This is a genomic window from Micromonospora sp. NPDC093243, assembly GCF_044753725.1.
GTDB lineage: Bacteria > Actinomycetota > Actinomycetes > Mycobacteriales > Micromonosporaceae > Micromonospora.
Window position 1 is genome coordinate 116,789 of sequence record NZ_JBIVNT010000009.1, and the last position, 17,895, is coordinate 134,683.

Consider the following 17,895-nt stretch of genomic DNA (forward strand, 5'->3'; position numbering starts at 1 on the left):
GAAGGGTTCGCTGTGGTCAGTCTGGTCCTGCCCCGGCTGGTCGACGTCTCCGCCGCGTCCCGGCGGTCGGTCTCGGTGGCCGAGCGCAACGTCGCGGCGCTGAAGTCGGTCTACTGGCTGCTGCTCATCTCCGGCTTCGTGGAGCCGCTGCTCTACCTCTTCTCCATCGGCGTGGGTGTCGGCGGGCTGGTCGGTGACCTCACGCTGCCCGGCGGCCAGGTGGTCAGCTACGCGGCGTTCGTCGCCCCGGCGATGCTCGCCTCGTCGGCGATGACCGGCGCGCTCGCCGAGACCACCTTCAACTTCTTCGGAAAGATGAAGTACATGAAGCTGTACGACGGGGTCATCGCGACCCCCGTGCAGCCGTTCGAGATCGCCCTCGGTGAGCTGGGCTGGGCGATGCTACGCGGCAGCGCCTACTCCGCCGCGTTCCTGGTGGTGATGGCGGCGCTCGACCTGACCACGGTCGCGCGGGCGGCGACCGCGTTCCCGGCCGCGGTGCTGGTCGGCTTCGCCTTCGGCGCGCTCGGCATGGCGCTCTCCACGTTCATGCGCAGCTGGCAGGACTTCGACCTGATGGGCTCCGCCCAGTTCACCCTCTTCCTCTTCTCCGGCACCTTCGTCCCCGCCGAGGCCTACCCGGCCGTGCTCCGCTGGCTGGTCGAGGTGACCCCGCTCTACCGGGCGGTGCACCTGATCCGGGGCGTCTCGCTCGGCACCGCCGGTTGGTCCTGGTTGCTCGACGTGCTCTATCTGGTCGTGGTGATGGGCCTAGGGCTGCTGGTGGCCTCAAGGCGGATGGGTCGGCTGCTCTACAAGTAGGTGGTTACCCGCTCCTTCGTCGGGGCATGTCCTGAGGGCATCGTCGACAACGAGGAGGGGCGAATGGCCGCCGACGAGTCTTCCGCCCGGGGTGGGCGTCCCCGCGGCGACGCCGGTGCCCGGTCGGCCGGGGAACCGGCCGACGAGCGCTCCCACGCCGGCGGCCAGCCGGGCCGGGACCGCGGGCCGGTCGGGCCCGACGAGGGCCCGCAGAGCCCCACGGCGCTGCCCGGCACCGGGTGGAAGGCGGCGCTGCGCCGGACGATCCGGGAGTTCCAGGACGACAACCTGACCGACTGGGCGGCCGCGCTGACCTACTACGGGGTGCTGTCGATCTTCCCCGGCCTGCTGGTGCTGATCTCCATCCTCGGCCTGCTCGGACCGGACGTCACCAAGGGCGTCACCGACACCGTCAACCAGGCGGTGCCGGAGGGCAACATCCAGACGATCATCGTGAACGCGATCGAGCAGGCGAAGGGGTCCGGCGGGCTGGCGAGCGTGGCGGCGGCGCTCGGTCTGCTCGGCGCCTTCTGGTCCGCCTCCGGCTACATCGCGGCCTTCATGCGCGCCTCCAACGCCATCTACGACGTGCCCGAGGGGCGGCCGATCTGGAAGACGCTGCCGATCCGGGTCGGCGTGACCGCGGTGATCGGCGTGATGCTGCTGGTCAGTGCGGTGATCGTGGTCTTCACCGGACGCCTGGCGGAGCAGGTGGGGGACGCGATCGGGCTGGGGTCGACAGCGGTGACGATCTGGAACATCGCCAAGTGGCCGGTGCTGCTGGTCCTGGTCAGCCTGATGTTCGCCATCCTCTACTGGGCCTCGCCGAACGCCCGGCACGGCGGGTTCCGCTGGGTCAGCCCCGGTGGGGTGCTGGCGGTGGTGATCTGGTTGGTGGTCTCCGGGCTCTTCGCCGTCTACGTCTCGAACTTCGGCTCGTACAACAAGACGTACGGCGCGGTGGCCGGCGTGATCATCTTCTTGGTCTGGCTCTGGTTGACCAACATCGCGATCCTGCTCGGCGCGGAGTTCGACGCCGAGCTGGAGCGCAGCCGGGCCATCGCGGCGGGCCACTCGGCCGACGAGGAGCCGTACGTCGAGCTGCGCGACGACCGCAAGCTCCGGAAGAAGCGGAACTCCGCCGACCGCCGCCGCTGAGCGAGGCGAGACGCAGGTTTCCCGAGAGAGTGGCCGTCCGTCCGGGCGGCCACTCTCTCGTCGTGTCCCGAGGACCGCGCCGGCGCGCAGCAGGAGGTCGGAGGCGTTCGTCCGGTCGGGAGCTTTCCTTGATCCACTATTAGCTTTTGTTCGTTCGGACAAAAGTTGGAGTCAGATTGGCTGAAGCTCTGGACATGCAGCGCGGAACGCTCCTACTGTGTCGGACACAACACATCGACGTTGCGTCGATGTGAAAGACCCGCGATGCGGAGGTGAGTCCCGGTGCGGACGGAAGACCCGCTGCACGTCCGCCTCCTGCGGTTGCTGCGCGACGAGGGCGCGGTCTCCCGGGCCGAGCTGGGCGACCGGCTGCAGATGCCCCGCCCCCGGCTGCTGGCCGAGCTGGAGCGGCTGGTCGCCCTCGGCTACGTCGCCGAGGCCGGGTTGGCCGCCTCCCGGGGCGGACGCCGTTCCACCCTGGTGGAGCTCAGCCCACACCTGCGCTTCGCCGCCGTCGACCTGGGCGCCAGCTCGATCGACGTCGAGGTGGTCAACGGCCGACTGGAACCGGTCGCGGCGTACGCGGAGCCGGCCGACATCCGCTCCGGCCCGAAGGCGACCCTGCAACGGGTCAACGAGCTGCTGCACAAGGCCAAGGTGGACGGCGCGTACGAGCGGCTGGACGCGGTCGGCGTGGGCGTCCCCGGGCCGGTCAGCTTCCGCGACGGTGTGCCGGTGTCGCCACCGATCATGCCGGGCTGGGACCGCCACCCGGTGCGTGAGCTGCTCACCCGGGAGCACGGCTGCCCGGCGGTGGTCGACAACGACGTCAACATCATGGCGATCGGCGAGCGGCACGGCGGAGTCGCCCACTCGGTGGACGACTTCCTCTTCGTCAAGATCGGCACCGGCATCGGTTGCGGCATCTATCTCAGCGGCGAGGTCTACCGGGGCACCGACGGCTGTGCCGGCGACATCGGCCACATCCAGGTCGACCCGCACGGCCCGATGTGCTCCTGCGGCAACGCGGGCTGCCTGGAGGCGCTGTTCAGCGGTGCCGCGCTGGCCAAGGACGCGACCGTCGCGGCGCGCAGCGGCATGTCGCCGGCGCTCGCCGAGCGAATGGCCGCACACGGCATGGTGACCGCCCTCGACGTCGCCGAGGGCGCGGTCGAGGGGGACGTGACCTGCATCCAGCTGATCCGGGACGGCGGCCGGCGGGTCGGCGGCGTACTGGCCGGGTTGGTGAGCTTCACCAACCCGTCGATGATCGTGATCGGCGGCGGGCTCGCCCAGCTCGGGCACATCCTGCTCGCCGAGATCCGCAGCGTGGTCTACCGCCGGTCGCTGCCGCTGGCCACCGGCAACCTGCCGGTCGTCCTCTCCGAACTCGGCCCGCGGGCCGGCGTCGCCGGCGCGGCCGTGCTCGCGAGCGACGTGGCCTTCGGGGAGGCGTCGTGAGCGCGAGTGGTGAGCCGGGTTTGCGCGCCCCGCAGTCGCGAATTGAGGCGGCGCGGTGAACGAGCGGGAAGAGGCACTGACCGAGCGGAAGGAGGGCGCGGTGAGCGAGCGGGAACCAACCCAGGTGGACGGCGGCGCAGAGGGCTTGGCGTCCGACGCCCCGCTGGTCGAGGCCCCGGCCGACACCGTCGCGGGCGAGGTGGTGCTCCGCCTCACCGACGTGGTCAAGACCTTCCCGGGCGTCCGCGCTCTCGACGGGGTGCAGCTGGAGGTCCGCGCCGGCGAGGTGCACTGCCTGCTCGGGCAGAACGGCGCCGGGAAGTCCACCCTGATCAAGGTGCTGGCCGGAGTGCACCTGCCGGACTCCGGCCAGGTCGAGTGGCGGGGCGAGCCGGTCACCTTCGCGAACCCGCAGGCCGCCATGCGTGCCGGCATCGCCACGATCTACCAGGAGCTGGACCTGGTCGAGGACCTCTCGGTGGGGGAGAACGCCTTCCTCGGCCACGAGCCGCGCCGGCTGGGCTTCGTCCGCCGGGGGCACATGGCCCGGCGGACCCGGCAGATCCTCGGCCGGCTCGGCCACGCCGAGATCCCGCCGGGGCGGATGGTCCGGGCGCTGCCGGCGGCCGGTAAGCAGATCGTCAGCATGGCACGCGCGCTGTCGCACGAGGCACGACTGATCATCATGGACGAGCCGAGCGCCGTGCTGGCCCACGACGAGGTCGGCAACCTGTTCCGGATCATCCGGGAGCTGACCGCGCAGGGCATCGCCGTCATCTACATCTCCCACCGGCTGGAGGAGATCCGCGAGATCGGCGACCGGGTCACCGTCCTGAAGGACGGCCGGACCACCGCGGCGAACCTCCCGGCCCGCGAGACCCCGACCCGCGACCTGGTCAGTCGGATGACCGGCCGGACCATCGAGTACGTCTTTCCGGAGCGCCCGGCGCAAGCCGCGGCCGGCGCCGAGCTGCTCGAGGTCGAGGGGCTGACCCGGCCGGGCGAGTTCGCCGACGTGTCGCTCAGCGTGCGCGCCGGTGAGATCGTGGGCATCGCCGGGCTGGTCGGCTCCGGCCGCTCCGAACTGCTGGAAACGATCTACGGCGCCCGCCGGGCCGAGGCCGGCACGGTTCGAATGGCCGGCAAGGCGCTGCGGGCCGGCAGTGTCGGCGCGGCGGTACGGGCCGGAATGGGCATGGCGCCGGAGGAGCGCAAGAGCCAGGCGCTGCTGCTCGGCGAGCCGATCTACCGCAACGTCACCCTGGCCACCTTCGGCCGCTACGCCCGGCTCGGCTTCACCGACGCCGGCGCCGAGCGGGCCGAGGCGGACCGGATCGCCGAGAGCCTGGAGCTGCGACCGCGTGACGTCCGGCGGCCGGTGCGCACCCTCTCCGGTGGCAACCAGCAGAAGGTGGTGGTCGGGCGCTGGCTGCTCGGCGACACCAAGCTCCTTCTGCTCGACGAGCCGACCCGGGGCGTGGACATCGGCGCCCGGGCCGAGCTGTACCAGGTCATCCGGGCGCTGGCCGCCCAGGGCGTCGGGGTGCTGCTGGTCTCCAGTGAGGTGCCCGAGGTGCTCGGCCTGGCCGACCGGGTGCTGGTGATGCGGGAGGGGCGGGTCGTCCGCGAGGCCCCGGCCGGCGAACTCGACGAGAACACCGTGCTCGACCTCGTCATGGCGGGGTCCCTGATGGAAGGCGCACCGGCATGAGTGACGTGACTCCCACCGCGACGCCGGAGCGGGCAGCCCAGCTGCCGGCGCAGTCGCCGCCGGTGGATCCGGCGGAGACGGCGGCGGCCAGCGAGAAGGCGGCCCCGACCGGCAATCGGCTCTCCTGGTGGCGGGGTGATGGCGGCGACGGGGCCAAGCGCAACCTCGGTCTGATCGGGGTGCTGGTCGCGCTCATCGCGGTAGGGGCGATCACCAAGCCCGACCTCTACGACGATCCGACCTGGGTCTGGAACAACATCCTGGCGATCCTGCAGCTCGCCTCCGTCGTCGGTGTGGTCACGGTCGGCATGACCTTCGTGATCATCGGCGGCGGGATCGACCTCTCGGTCGGCGCGATCGTGGCGCTGGCCGGGGTCTGGTGCACCACGGTGGCGACCCAGAGCTACGGCGCCGGCGGCATGATCTTCGCGGCCATCGTGGTGGGCATCTGCGTCGGTCTGGTCAACGGCGTGCTGATCTCGTACGGGCGGCTGGTGCCCTTCATCGCGACGCTCGCGATGCTGGTGGCCGCCCGCGGACTCGCGGCGTCGATCTCCAACAAGCAGACCCAGGTGTCGAGCAGCACCTTCATCAACGACATCGCGGCGCGCAAGGTGCTCGGGATCCCGATCCTGGTCTACATCCTCGCCGCGGTCGTGGTGGCCGGGTGGATCCTGCTCAACCGGACGACCTTCGGCCGGCGGACCATCGCCGTCGGCGGCAACCCGGAGGCCGCGCGGCTGGCCGGCATCAACGTCCGCCGGCACACCATGCTGCTCTACGCGCTCTCCGGCCTCTGCTGCGGCATCGCCGCCATCATGCTCACCTCGCAGGCCACCTCGGCCCAGGCGGCCATGGCCAACCTCTACGAGCTGGACGCGATCGCCGCCGCGATCATCGGCGGAACCCTGCTCAGCGGCGGCCGCGGCACGATCGTCGGCTCGCTGCTCGGCGTGATCATCTTTGCCACCATCACGAACCTCTTCGCCATCAACGGCCTCTCCATCGAGGCGCAGAACATGGTCAAGGGCGGCATTATCGTCGCCGCCGTCCTGGTCCAGCAGTTCCAGTTCAAGTCCTTCACTCGGCTCCTCGCGCGGAACAGGCTCACCACCACAACCTGACGCACCGCACGTTGTCCCTGGCGACGTCGAGAACTTCGACAGTGGCCGGACCTCGCACACCCTCACCAACTGAAACCCGCTCCCAGGAGGTCGTCATGACCCAGCACAGTCGCGACCTGTCGCGTCGTCGGTTGCTGTTCGGCGGTGCCGCCGTCGGTGCCGCCACCCTGCTCACCGCCTGCACCAGCAACGAGACCCCGGCGGCCAGCACCCAGACCAAGGCCGCCGGAGACGGCGCCGGCAACAACGCCCCCGGCAAGAAGGTGGTCATCGGCTTCTCCGCCCCCGCCGCCGACCACGGCTGGATGGGCGCGATCCACGCCAACGCCAAGGCGCAGGCCGCCGCCTACTCGGACGTCGAGCTGAAGGAGGTCGACGGCGGCACGACCTCCGAGGCGCAGCGCTCCACGCTGGGCACGCTGATCGCCCAGAAGCCGGACATCATCGTCGTGCTGCCGCACGACGGCAAGGAGGTCAACGCGGTTGCCCTCCAGGCGATGCAGGCGGGTATCCCGATCGTCAACCTCGACCGGGTGTTCCCCGACGCGCTGGCCTCGCGGCTGGTCATCAAGGGTGACAACTACGGCATGGGCGTCTCGGCCGGGCACTTCATCGGCAAGCAGCTGAAGGACAAGGGCGTCACCAACCCGGTGATCGGTGAGATCGCCGGCCTGGAGATCCCGCTGACCGTCGAGCGCAGCGCCGGCTTCGCCGCGGCCCTGGCGACGTACGGGTTCAAGGTGTCCAACCGTCGCTCGGCCGAGTTCACCTCGGACAGCGGCCAGCGCGAGGCGGCCCAGCTGCTCCAGGCGCTGCCCAAGATCGACGCGATCTGGAACCACGACGACGACCAGGGCATCGGTGTGCTCGCCGCCATCAAGCAGGCCAACCGCTCCGAGTTCTTCATGGTCGGCGGCGCGGGCGCGAAGCTCGCGATCGACGCCATCAAGGCCGACAACTCGGTGCTCAAGGCGACGGTCACCTACAACCCGTCGATGGCCTCGTCGGCGATCTCCCTCGCCCGGCTCATCGCGCAGGGCCGGGGCATGGGGGACCTCACGGAGCTGCAGGTGCCCAAGGAAGTGACCCTCGCCTCCGAGACGATCACCAAGGAGAACGCGAGCAACTACGAGAAGCTCGGGTTCTGACACACGGGGGGAGACCCACCTTGTCCACGAGAGACAGAGACCTGCGGGTCGGTCTGGTCGGCTACGCGTTCATGGGCGCCGCGCACTCACAGGCGTGGCGCACCGTGAACCGGGTGTACGACCTGCCGGCGCGGGCTCGGATGGCGCTCATCTGCGGCCGGGACACCGGAAAGGTGGCCGACGCCGCCGACCGGCTCGGCTGGGAGGCGTACACCACCGACTGGCGTGACCTGATCAGCCGGGACGACATCGACGTGGTCGACGTCTGCACCCCGGGGGACAGCCACGCCGAGATCGCGCTCGCCGCGTTGGCCGCCGGTAAGCACGTACTGTGCGAGAAACCGCTGGCCAACACGGTGCAGGAGGCCAGGGCGATGGCCGCTGCGGCGGCCACCGCCCAGGCCGCCGGGGTGCGGTCGATGTGCGGGTTCAACTACCGCCGGGTGCCCGCGGTCACGATGATGCGCCAGCTGGTCGCCGACGGACGGCTCGGGGTGATCCGGCACGTCCGCGCGACGTATCTGCAGGACTGGATCGTGGACCCGCAGTTCCCGCTGGTCTGGCGGTTGCAGAAGGACAGGGCGGGCTCCGGCGCGCTCGGCGACATCGGTGCGCACATCATCGACCTGACCCAGTTCGTGACCGGCCAGCGGATCACCGGAGTGAGCGCGGTGACCGAGACGTTCGTCAAGGAGCGTCCGTTGCCGGCGGAGTCCAGCGGGCTCGCCGCCACGCTCGACGGCAACGGTGACGGGCTGGCTGCCGCTGACGGCCACGGCCCGGCCACCGGTCAGGTCACCGTCGACGACGCCGCGGCCTTCGTGGCCCGGCTCGACGGTGGCGCGCTGGGCACGTACGAGGCGAGCCGGTTCGCCACCGGGCGCAAGAACGCCCTGCGTGTGGAGATCAACGGCTCGCTGGGCAGCCTGGTGTTCGATCTGGAACGCCTCAACGAGCTGGAGTTCTACGACGCGACGCTGCCCAGCACCGAGCAGGGCTTCAGCCGCATCCTGGTGACCGAGGGTGAGCACCCGTACATGTCGGCCTGGTGGCCGCCGGGCCACATCATCGGCTACGAGCACTCCTTCACCCACCAGATGCGCGACTTCATCGAGGCGATCGCCACCGGAGTCGACCCGGCTCCGTCCTTCGCCGACGCGTTGCAGGTCCAGCTCGTGCTGGACGCGGTGACCCGCTCGGCGGAGGAGGGCTCCTCCTGGACCGAGGTGGAGCCGGCGCTGACCGCGGTCGCGGTCTGAACCACGGCCCGGCCGGGCGGCAAGTCCGGCCGGGCCACCACCCCCGACCCATCCGCGGTGGCGGTGATCCCGCCGCCACCGCCCGACCAGCTTTCCGGGAACGACCGGCGAGGGACCGGCCGCGGTTGCGCCCCGCGGCTCGGGACGAGGTCGATTCCGGAAGGGCGTGCAGCCGGGCCTCGCGGCCCGGTGGCGCACGAGCAGGACGGCTGTCCGGTGTGGCCGGACCGGGATTCCCCGGCCGCACCGGAGGGCCGCCACCACCCCGACGACGTTCCGGAGGAGCAGATGGCACCGCCAACGGCTCGCGCGACCGTCACCGACCAGTTCCGTCGCGCCGCGACGGACCGCGACTGCTGAAACGTCCGGCCGGGGCGCCATCGCCCTGACGGCTCGGATGCGGGGGAGGCAGGGTCGAGACGCCGACCCGACCCTGCCTGCCAGCCCCGTCCGTCCGCACCCGCACCGGCAGCCGGTCCGGCGCCGTCGCCGCCGACTTCGACGCCGGACCGTCTCCGAAGCGGACGGGCGGACGGGGCCCATCCGATACATCGATGTTTCTCACACTTCTATATCTTTCGGAATCAAATTCTGATATCAAGATAATTCGATGCACAACGGTCTTCCTGATCGGGAAGGGGCGCCATGCGTACGGGTGTCTGGCTGGTGGGGGCGCGCGGTTCTGTCGCGACCACCAGCATCGTCGGAGGGCTCGCGCTGCGCGCCGGCCTCACCGGTCCGGCTGGTTGCGTCACCGAGCTGCCGGAACTGCGCGGTCCCGCGCTTCCCGCCTTCAGCGACCTGGTCTTCGGTGGCCACGACGTGGCCACCACGCCGCTGGTCAAGCGCGCTGAGACGCTCGCCGCCGCCGGGGTGCTGCCGGGCCGGCTGGTCGCCGCCCTCCTCGACGAGCTCGCCACGGTCGAGCAGGAGCTGCGCCCCGCACCGGCCGGGGCGACCCAGGCCGACCGGGCCGCCGCCGCCGTCCGGGACCTCACCGACTTCCGCGACCGGCACCGGTTGGAGCGGGTGGTCGTGGTCAACGTCTCGGCGACCGAGCCGGCCGTCCGACCACACCCCGGGCACGCCGACCCGACCGCGCTGCGCGCCGCGCTGACCGGCCCCGACGAGGTGCTGCCGGCCAGCTCGCTCTACGCGTACGCGGCGCTGACCGCCGGCTGCCCGTACGTCGACTTCACCCCGTCGACCGGGGCCCGGCTGCCGGCGCTGCACGCGCTGGCGGTCGAGCGCGGGCTGCCGTACGGCGGGCACGACGGCAAGACCGGCGAGACCCTGGTGAAGTCGGTGCTGGCCCCGATGTTCGCCATGCGGAACCTGACCGTGCACACCTGGTCCGGGCTGAACCTGCTCGGCGGCGGCGACGGCGCCAACCTGGCCGATCCGGCCGCCAACGCGGCCAAGGTGGAGAGCAAGCAGCGGGTGCTCGGCGAGACGCTGGGGTACGTGCCGCAGGGCGACACCCGGATCGACTTCGTGGAGGAGCTGGGCGACTTCAAGACCGCCTGGGACCTGATCACCTTCTCCGGCTTTCTCGGCACCCGGATGCGCATGGAGTTCACCTGGCACGGGTGCGACTCGGCGCTCGCCGCCCCGCTGGTGCTCGACCTGGCCCGGCTCACCGCCGCCGCGCACGCCGGCGGGCACGTCGGCGCCCTCGAGGAGCTGGCCTTCTTCTTCAAGGATCCGCTCGGCGGGCCGACCCACTCGCTCGCCGAGCAGTGGACCCGGCTGGCGGAGTTCACCCGCCGCCTGCACGCCGGCCGGGGGAGTGCCGATGGCCAGGCTGGCTGACCTCGCAGAGCTGGTCCGGGCGCCGGCCGCGCTCTCGGTCCCCGGGGACGTGGTCGCCGGCGCCGCCGCGGCCGGGGTGCTCGACCGGCGTACGCCCGCCCTGGCCGGCGCCTCGGTGCTGCTCTACTGGGCCGGAATGGCCGCCAACGACTGGGCGGACCGGCGGCTGGACGCCGTCGAGCGCCCGGAGCGCCCGATCCCCAGCGGCCGGGTCCACCCGGGCGCGGCGGTCGGCCTCGCCGCCGGTCTCACCGCCGCAGGCCTGGGTCTGGCCGCCGCCGCGGGCGGCCGGCGCGCGACGGCGGTGGCGGTGCCGCTGGCCGTGGCCGTCTGGGGCTACGACCTGCGGGCGAAGAACACCGCTGCCGGTCCCGCGGTGATGGCCGCCTGCCGGGGGCTGGACGTGCTGCTCGGCGCCGCCGGCGGTCGACTGTCCCGCGCGCTGCCGGCCGCGCTGACCGTGGCCGCGCACACCTGGACGGTCACCGCGCTCTCCCGCCGGGAGGTCACCGGCGCCGACGCCACCCTGCCGCTGGGCACCCTCGCCGGCACCGCCCTGGTCGCCGCGAGCGCGGCTGCCGCCCCCCGCCCGCGTCCGGAGCGCCGCCCGACCCGATCGTCCGCCGACGGCGACGTCACCGAACGGCGCGCTCCGGCCCCCCGCTCCCGCCGCGCGGCGCTCGCCGCCGCGCTGCCGGCCGCGTTGACCGCCTGGTACGCCGCCGGCTACGGCCGGGCTCAGGCCCGGGTGGTCGCCGATCCGAGTGCCGGGCGGGTGCGCGCGGCGGTGGGTGCCGGGATCACCGGACTGCCCGCGTTGCAGGGCGCGCTGACCGCCCGCAGCGGCGCCGGGCTGCTCGGGTTGGCGGTCGCCGCGGCGGCCCCGCTCGGCCGCCGGCTCGCCCGGAAGGTCTCGCCGACATGACCGCACCGCCGCGCTTCGGCTACGGGACCAACGGGTTCGCCAACCACCGGCTGGACGACGCGCTCGGCGTCATCGCCGACCTGGGCTACGTCGGGGTGGCGCTCACCCTGGACCACGATCATCTCGACCCGTACCCGCCGGGGCTGGTCCGCCGGGTGGCCGCCGTGCGGCGCCGGCTGGAGACGCTCGGCCTGGCGGTGGTGATCGAGACCGGCGCCCGCTACCTGCTCGACCCCTGGCAGAAGCACGCGCCGACGCTGCTGCACGACGACCCGACCCGGCGGGTCGAGTTCCTGCGCCGGGCGGTGCGGATCGGCGCCGACCTGGGCGCGGAGGCGATCTCCTTCTGGGCCGGCGTACGCCCCGAGCCGGTTCCGCCGCGGACCGCCTGGGACCGGCTGGTGGCCGGGTGCGCCGCGGTGGTCGACGCCGCCGACCGGGCCGGGGTGCGGCTCGGGTTCGAGCCGGAGCCCGGCATGCTGGTCGAGGACATCGCCGGCTGGCGGCGGCTGCGCGCGGCGCTCGACGACCCGGCCTGCTTCGGCATCACTCTCGACATCGGACACTGCCGCTGCCTGGAGCCGTGGCCGGTGCCGCGCTGCGTGCACGAGGTGGCCGAGCACCTGGTCAACGTCCAGATCGACGACATGCGCCGGGGCGTGCACGAGCACCTCGAGTTCGGCGAGGGCGAGATCGACTTCCCGCCGGTGCTGCGCGCGCTGGACGACGCGGGCTACCGGGGTCTGGTCGCGGTGGAGCTGCCCCGACACTCGCACGCCGCCCCCGCCGTGGCCGCCCGGTCCCTGGACTTCCTGCGCGCCGCCGCGCGGTCCGCGGGCCTGGCCCGCCCGGACAGCGACGACCCGGGCGGTGGCACCGACCCGGGGCCCCAGCACACCGACGGCCAGGACACCGCGCGTCCCCTTTGCTCTGCTTCAGCGGAGGCGACAGTCGGTGTCCGCCATCCGGACACCGTCCGTCGCCTGGAGTGAAGCAGAGCAAAGGGCGCGGTGCGGTACCTGCCGACCAGCACGAGGGAGGAGACGGGATGACACCCGATCAACTGCGAGCGGCCCTGCGGGGCGTTCGGGACCCCGACTGGCTGGACGTGGCGCTGCGCCAGGTCGCCGCGGAACCGGCGGCGATCGACCGGTTCTTCCCCGCCGCCGGCCGGCACTGCGGCCGGGGGGAGCTGACCGGGTTGCCCGGTTGGACCGCCGACGAGGCGGCCCGCGTCCTGCTGCTCACCGCCCTGCCCGCCGAGCACGCCCGCTACGCCGACGCCCTCTACCGGCACGGCGACGCGGCCGAGAAGCGGGCCGTGCTCAAGGCGCTGCCACTGCTGCCGATCGGCGCGGCGGGGGTGCCCCTGCTGCACGACGCGATCCGCACCAACGACACCCGGCTGGTCGCCGCGGCCCTCGGCCCGTACGCCCGCCACCTCGACTCCGCGGCCTGGCGGCAGGCGGTGCTGAAGTGCGTGTTCATGGAGGTGCCGCTGTCGGTCGTGGCCGACCTCGACACCCGCGCCGACGGGGAACTCGGCGTGATGCTGGGCGGCCTGGCCGCCGAACGGCAGGCCGCCGGCCGGAGCATGGCCGCCGACGCCACCGACCTGCTCGACCAGCTCAGCCCACAGGAGGCGTGATGCGCATCTTCGACCCGCACATCCACATGACCTCACGCACCACCGACGACTACGAGCGGATGGCCGCGGCCGGCGTCCGGGCGGTGGTGGAGCCGGCGTTCTGGCTCGGGCAGCCGCGCACCAGCCCGGCCTCGTTCACCGACTACTTCGACTCGCTGATCGGCTGGGAGCCGTTCCGGGCCGGGCAGTTCGGCGTCCGGCACCACGCCACGGTGGCGCTGAACCCGAAGGAGGCCAACGACCCGCGCTGTCGTCCGGTGCTCGACCTGCTGCCGCGCTACCTCGACAAGGACGGCGTGGTGGCGGTCGGCGAGATCGGGTACGACTCGATGACCCCGGAGGAGGACGAGGCCTTCGCCGCCCAACTGGCCATGGCCGTCGCCCACGACCTGCCGGCGCTGGTGCACACCCCGCACCGGGACAAGGCCCGGGGGGTCGAGCGCACCCTCGCCGTGGTCCGCGAGTCCGGCATCGAACCGGGTCGGGTGGTGGTCGACCACCTCAACGAGGTGACCGTCAAGCTGGTCCGGGACACCGGCTGCTGGCTCGGCTTCTCCATCTACCCCGACACCAAGATGTCGCCGCCGCGGATGGTCGAGCTGCTGCGGGAGTACGGGACCGAGCGGATGCTGGTCAACTCGGCGGCCGACTGGGGACGTTCGGACCCGTTGCTCACCCGGGCCACCGCCGAGGCGATGTTGCTGGCCGGGTTCACCGACGACGACGTCGACCAGGTGCTCTGGCGCAACCCGGTGGAGTTCTACGGTCAGTCGGGACGGCTCGACCTGACCGGCCTGGACCTCGCCGACGTGGGCGGACCGGCGGGGACGTTCGCCGGCAACTCGATCCTGCGCGGAGGCAGCTGATGCGGCTGCGGCACGCCGGTGGCGAGACCGTCCACCTCGGCTACTGCACCAACGTGCACCCCGCCGAGGACCTCGCCGGCATCCTGGCCCAACTGGACACCTACGCCGTACCCGTCCGGGCGGCGCTCGGCGCCGACCTGCTCGGCCTCGGGCTCTGGCTGGCCGCGCCGGTCGCCGCCGAGCTGGCCGCCGACCCGGCGGCCCGCCGCCGGCTGCGGACGGAGCTGACCACCCGGGGGCTGGAGGTGGTCACCCTCAACGGCTTCCCGTACGCCGCGTTCCAGGCTCCGGTGGTGAAGGGCGACGTCTACCACCCGGACTGGACCACCGCGCCGCGGCTGGCGTACACCCTCGACCTGGCCCGGGTGCTGGCCGACCTGCTGCCGGACGACGCGGCCCGCGGTTCCATCTCCACCCTGCCGCTGGCCTGGCGCTCGCCCTGGGACACCGACCGGGCCGACGCGGCCCGGCGTCGTCTCGACCAGCTCGCGGCCGGCCTGGCCGCCGTGGAGCGGGACACCGGTCGGCGGATCCGGGTCGGTTTCGAGCCCGAGCCCGGCTGCCTGGTAGAGAGCACGAAACAATCCGCCGCAATACTGTCCGGTATGGACACTCGGCTGGGCGTCTGCCTCGACCTCGCGCACCTGGCCTGTGCCTGGGAGGAGCCGGCCGAGGCGCTGGCCCGGCTGCGCGCGGCCGACCTGCCGGTGGTGAAGGTGCAGGTCTCGGCCGCGCTGGAGGCGGCCGACCCGGCCGGCTCCGCCGACGCGTTGCGCCGCTGGGTCGAGCCCCGGTTCCTGCACCAGACCCGGGCCGTCGGCTGCGCGGGCGCCGCCGACCCGGCCGATCCGGCGTACGCGACCGACGACCTGGACGCCGCCCTGGACGCGGAGCTGCCCGGGCCGTGGCGGGTGCACTACCACGTGCCACTGCACGCCCCGCCCGAGCCACCACTGGACTCCACCCTGCCGGTGCTGCGCGCCGCGCTGGCCGCGCTCTTCGCCGGCCCGGAGGCGGGCTGCGACCACCTCGACGTGGAGACGTACACCTGGGGGGTGCTGCCCGAGGCGCGGCGCCCACGCACCGACGCGGAGCTGGCTGCCGGGATCGCCGCGGAGCTGGCGTTCGCCCGCGACGAGCTGGCCACGCTCGGCCTCGCGCCGGTGACCCGGACCGAGCGAAACGAGGTGGCGGCATGAGCGAGCGTCAGCGAGCGAATCATCGGCTCAGAGCGGTAGTGCCTCATGGCGGCACGGAGCGAAGCGGAGTGCCGGCATGAGCGAGCGTCAGCGAGCGAATCATCGGCTCGGAGCGGTAGTGCCTCATGGCGGCACGGAGCGAAGCGGAGTGCCGGCATGAGCAAGCGGTTGGTGGTGCTGGACGTGGTCGGGCTGACCCCGAGGCTGCTGGCGCACATGCCGCGGCTGCGCGGGGTCGCCGACGGCGGGTTTCGGGCCGAGCTGGGCACCGTGCTGCCCGCGGTGACCTGCTCGGTGCAGTCCACCTTCCTCACCGGGGAGCCGCCGTCCGGGCACGGCATCGTCGGCAACGGGTGGTACTTCCGGGACCTCGGCGAGGTGCTGCTCTGGCGGCAGCACAACGCGCTGGTCGGCGGGGAGAAGCTCTGGCAGGCGGCCCGGCGGGCCGAGCCCGGCTACACCGTGGCCAACGTCTGCTGGTGGTACGCGATGGGCGCGGACGTGGACTGGACGGTCACCCCGCGCCCGGTCTACTACGCCGACGGGCGCAAGGAACCGGACTGCTACACCGATCCGCCGGAGCTGCACGACCGGCTCACCGAGCGACTCGGCACCTTTCCGCTCTTCACCTACTGGGGGCCGGGCGCCGGGCTGCCCTCGTCGGCCTGGATCTGCCGCGCCGCCGAGCAGATCCTCGCCGACCACGCGCCGGACCTGACCCTGGTCTACGTCCCGCATCTCGATTACGACCTGCAACGCTTCGGGCCCTCCTCGCCCCAGGCCGCCGCGGCGGCGGCCGCGCTGGACGAGGCGCTCGGCCCGCTGATCGACGCCGCCCGGGCCCGGGACGCGACGGTGGTGGCGTTGTCGGAGTACGGCATCACCGACGTGTCCCGACCGGTCGACGTCAACCGGCTGCTGCGCGCCGAGGGCCTGCTGCGGGTGCACACCCAGGCCGGGATGGAGTACCTCGACCCGTGGACGTCCCGCGCGTTCGCGGTCGCCGACCACCAGGTCGCGCACGTCTACGTCAAGGATCCGGCGGACGTGCCGGCGGTGGCGAAGCTCTGCGCGGGCCTGCCCGGGGTGGCCGAGGTGCTGGACGCGGAGGGCAAGGCCGCGCACGGGCTGGACCATCCGCGCGCCGGCGAGCTGGTGCTGGTGGCCGAGCCGGACGCCTGGTTCACCTACTACTACTGGCTCGACGACGCCATGGCCCCCGACTTCGCCCGGCTGGTCGAGATCCACCGCAAGCCCGGCTACGACCCGGCCGAACTCTTCTTCGACCCGGCCGCCCCGGTCGCCGCCAAGCGCCGGGCCGCGGTGGCGCTGGCCCGCAAGAAGCTCGGCATGCGCTACCTGATGAGCGCGGTCGGGCTGGACGCCGGGGCCCGGGCCGTGCGCGGATCGCACGGCCGGCTGCCGGCCGACCCGGCGGACTCCCCGGTGTTGCTCTGCTCCGATCCGGCCGCGTCCCGGGACCGGATCGCGGCGACCGAGGTCAAGGGGCTCCTGCTGGAACTGGCCGGGCTGGCGAAGGCCGGCACGCCACCGGCCGACGCGGTACGCGTTCCCACGACGGCGCCCGGTGCGCCCGGGGATGCGTCGTGACGGTCACCGTGGCGCCCACCGACGCGAGCGGGCTGCGCGCCCGCTTCGACGCCGAGCTGGCCGCGTTCCTCGAACGGCAGGGTCCGGACTGGCCGGACGGGGCGCCGCGCGGTGTCTTCACCGCGTTGCAGCGGTTCGTGCTGGCCGGCGGGAAACGACTGCGCCCGCTCTTCTGCTACTGGGGCTGGCGGGGGGCGGGCGGCAACGACGGCGCCCCGATCGTGGTGGCCGCGGCCGCGCTGGAGCTGTTCCACGCGTTCGCGCTGATCCACGACGACATCCTGGACGGCAGCGACCGCCGCCGGGGCGAGCCGTCGGTGCACCGGCTCTTCGCCGACCTGCACGCCCGCTCGTCCTGGCGGGGTGACCCCGAGACGTACGGCCGCAACACCGCGCTGCTCTGCGGCGACCTCTGCGCCGCCTGGTCCGACCAGATGTTCCACGAGTGCGGGCTCACCACCGAGCAGGTGCACCGGGGGTACGCGATGTTCGCCCTGATGCGTACCGAGGTGATCGCCGGGGAGTATCTGGACCTGGTCTCCGGGGTCGGCGACGGCTCGGTGGCCAGCGCGTTGACCGTGATCCGGATGAAGGCGGCCCGCTACACCGTCACCCGCCCGTTGCAGATCGGCGCGGCGCTGGCCGGCGGGCCGCCGGAGCTGATCGAGGCGATGGCCGAGTTCGGCGACCCGCTCGGCGACGCGTTCCAGCTCCGCGACGACGTGCTGGGCGTCTTCGGCGACCCGGCGGTCACCGGCAAGTCGGTCCTGGACGACCTGCGTGAGGGCAAGCCGACGGTGATGATGGCGCTGGCCCGCAGCGTCGCGGACCGGACGCAGACCGCTCGGCTGCGGGAGCTGTTCGGCAACCCGGACCTGGACCCGGAGGGCGCGGCCGAGCTGCGCGCGATCATCGAGGCCACCGGCGCACGGGAGCGGATCGAGCAGATGATCCGGGTGCGCACCGAGGGGGCGCTGGCCGCCCTGGAGAGCGCGCCGCTCGACGACGCGACGCGGACCGCGCTGGTCGGTCTCGCGGGGCAGGCGATCGACCGCCGCTCCTGACCGACCGCCGCCCGCCGGACGTCGGCTGGGACTTTTAGCCGAATCAGCGAAAGTCCGGGTTGGCTCGGCAGAAGGTATGGACACATT

15 protein-coding genes are annotated in these 17,895 nt (G+C 72.9%); all 15 read left to right on the forward strand.

Features of this window, described 5'->3' with window-relative positions; all coding sequences use genetic code 11:
* Window positions 1-12: 12 nt before the first annotated feature.
* Window positions 13-822, forward strand: a complete 810-nt coding sequence (locus tag ACIP9D_RS27535; protein ID WP_350874057.1) for an ABC transporter permease — start codon at window positions 13-15, stop codon at window positions 820-822.
* A 63-nt stretch (window positions 823-885) separates the two neighbouring features.
* Window positions 886-1,980 carry a YihY/virulence factor BrkB family protein gene (locus tag ACIP9D_RS27540; RefSeq protein ID WP_350874058.1) on the forward strand — a complete coding sequence of 365 codons (1,095 nt, stop codon included), beginning with the start codon at window positions 886-888 and terminating at the stop codon, window positions 1,978-1,980.
* A gap of 282 nt (window positions 1,981-2,262) precedes the next feature.
* Window positions 2,263-3,441, forward strand: coding sequence for an ROK family protein (locus tag ACIP9D_RS27545; RefSeq protein WP_350874059.1), 1,179 nt, complete (start codon window positions 2,263-2,265; stop codon window positions 3,439-3,441).
* Between the two features lie 199 nt (window positions 3,442-3,640).
* Entirely contained in the window at window positions 3,641-5,152 is a 1,512-nt protein-coding gene (locus tag ACIP9D_RS27550) for a sugar ABC transporter ATP-binding protein (RefSeq protein WP_350874217.1), read from the forward strand.
* Complete coding sequence (locus ACIP9D_RS27555; protein ID WP_350874060.1) at window positions 5,149-6,276, forward strand: ABC transporter permease; 1,128 nt, start codon at window positions 5,149-5,151, stop codon at window positions 6,274-6,276. Before ACIP9D_RS27550 ends, ACIP9D_RS27555 begins: the two co-directional genes overlap by 4 nt.
* Before the next feature lie 95 nt (window positions 6,277-6,371).
* Entirely contained in the window at window positions 6,372-7,424 is a 1,053-nt protein-coding gene (locus tag ACIP9D_RS27560) for a substrate-binding domain-containing protein (protein WP_350874061.1), read from the forward strand.
* Window positions 7,425-7,444: 20 nt separating this feature from the next.
* Entirely contained in the window at window positions 7,445-8,683 is a 1,239-nt protein-coding gene (locus ACIP9D_RS27565) for a Gfo/Idh/MocA family oxidoreductase (protein WP_350874062.1), read from the forward strand.
* 645 nt (window positions 8,684-9,328) lie between these two features.
* A complete protein-coding gene (locus tag ACIP9D_RS27570; protein ID WP_350874063.1) occupies window positions 9,329-10,495 on the forward strand; it encodes an inositol-3-phosphate synthase in 1,167 nt (388 codons plus the stop codon).
* Entirely contained in the window at window positions 10,479-11,420 is a 942-nt protein-coding gene (locus tag ACIP9D_RS27575; protein WP_350874064.1) for an SCO3242 family prenyltransferase, read from the forward strand. The genes ACIP9D_RS27570 and ACIP9D_RS27575 overlap by 17 nt, the downstream gene beginning before the upstream one ends.
* The gene (locus tag ACIP9D_RS27580; protein ID WP_350874065.1) at window positions 11,417-12,412 is read left to right on the forward strand and encodes a sugar phosphate isomerase/epimerase family protein; all 996 of its coding nucleotides are present in this window, start codon (window positions 11,417-11,419) and stop codon (window positions 12,410-12,412) included. The genes ACIP9D_RS27575 and ACIP9D_RS27580 overlap by 4 nt, the downstream gene beginning before the upstream one ends.
* A gap of 56 nt (window positions 12,413-12,468) precedes the next feature.
* Window positions 12,469-13,068, forward strand: a complete 600-nt coding sequence (locus tag ACIP9D_RS27585; protein WP_350874066.1) for an EboA domain-containing protein — start codon at window positions 12,469-12,471, stop codon at window positions 13,066-13,068.
* A complete protein-coding gene (locus ACIP9D_RS27590; protein ID WP_350874067.1) occupies window positions 13,068-13,934 on the forward strand; it encodes a TatD family hydrolase in 867 nt (288 codons plus the stop codon). Before ACIP9D_RS27585 ends, ACIP9D_RS27590 begins: the two co-directional genes overlap by 1 nt.
* Window positions 13,934-15,133 (forward strand): metabolite traffic protein EboE, encoded by a 1,200-nt coding sequence (gene eboE, locus ACIP9D_RS27595; protein ID WP_350874068.1) that lies wholly within the window; start codon window positions 13,934-13,936, stop codon window positions 15,131-15,133. The genes ACIP9D_RS27590 and eboE overlap by 1 nt, the downstream gene beginning before the upstream one ends.
* A 156-nt stretch (window positions 15,134-15,289) precedes the next feature.
* Window positions 15,290-16,744, forward strand: coding sequence for a nucleotide pyrophosphatase/phosphodiesterase family protein (locus tag ACIP9D_RS27600; RefSeq protein WP_350874069.1), 1,455 nt, complete (start codon window positions 15,290-15,292; stop codon window positions 16,742-16,744).
* On the forward strand, window positions 16,741-17,808 hold the full coding sequence (locus tag ACIP9D_RS27605; protein WP_350874070.1) for a polyprenyl synthetase family protein: 1,068 nt from the start codon (window positions 16,741-16,743) through the stop codon (window positions 17,806-17,808). Before ACIP9D_RS27600 ends, ACIP9D_RS27605 begins: the two co-directional genes overlap by 4 nt.
* Window positions 17,809-17,895: the final 87 nt, after the last annotated feature.

What these genes read in the sequence shown, in the direction of transcription:
- ACIP9D_RS27540 (WP_350874058.1), top strand. Translation starts at nt 886, where the DNA reads ATGGCCGCCGACGAGTCTTCCGCCCGGGGTGGGCGTCCCCGCGGCGAC.
- eboE (WP_350874068.1), top strand. Translation starts at nt 13,934, where the DNA reads ATGCGGCTGCGGCACGCCGGTGGCGAGACCGTCCACCTCGGCTACTGC.
- ACIP9D_RS27575 (WP_350874064.1), top strand. Translation starts at nt 10,479, where the DNA reads ATGGCCAGGCTGGCTGACCTCGCAGAGCTGGTCCGGGCGCCGGCCGCG.
- ACIP9D_RS27555 (WP_350874060.1), top strand. Translation starts at nt 5,149, where the DNA reads ATGAGTGACGTGACTCCCACCGCGACGCCGGAGCGGGCAGCCCAGCTG.
- ACIP9D_RS27600 (WP_350874069.1), top strand. Translation starts at nt 15,290, where the DNA reads ATGAGCAAGCGGTTGGTGGTGCTGGACGTGGTCGGGCTGACCCCGAGG.
- ACIP9D_RS27580 (WP_350874065.1), top strand. Translation starts at nt 11,417, where the DNA reads ATGACCGCACCGCCGCGCTTCGGCTACGGGACCAACGGGTTCGCCAAC.
- ACIP9D_RS27560 (WP_350874061.1), top strand. Translation starts at nt 6,372, where the DNA reads ATGACCCAGCACAGTCGCGACCTGTCGCGTCGTCGGTTGCTGTTCGGC.
- ACIP9D_RS27585 (WP_350874066.1), top strand. Translation starts at nt 12,469, where the DNA reads ATGACACCCGATCAACTGCGAGCGGCCCTGCGGGGCGTTCGGGACCCC.
- ACIP9D_RS27590 (WP_350874067.1), top strand. Translation starts at nt 13,068, where the DNA reads ATGCGCATCTTCGACCCGCACATCCACATGACCTCACGCACCACCGAC.
- ACIP9D_RS27570 (WP_350874063.1), top strand. Translation starts at nt 9,329, where the DNA reads ATGCGTACGGGTGTCTGGCTGGTGGGGGCGCGCGGTTCTGTCGCGACC.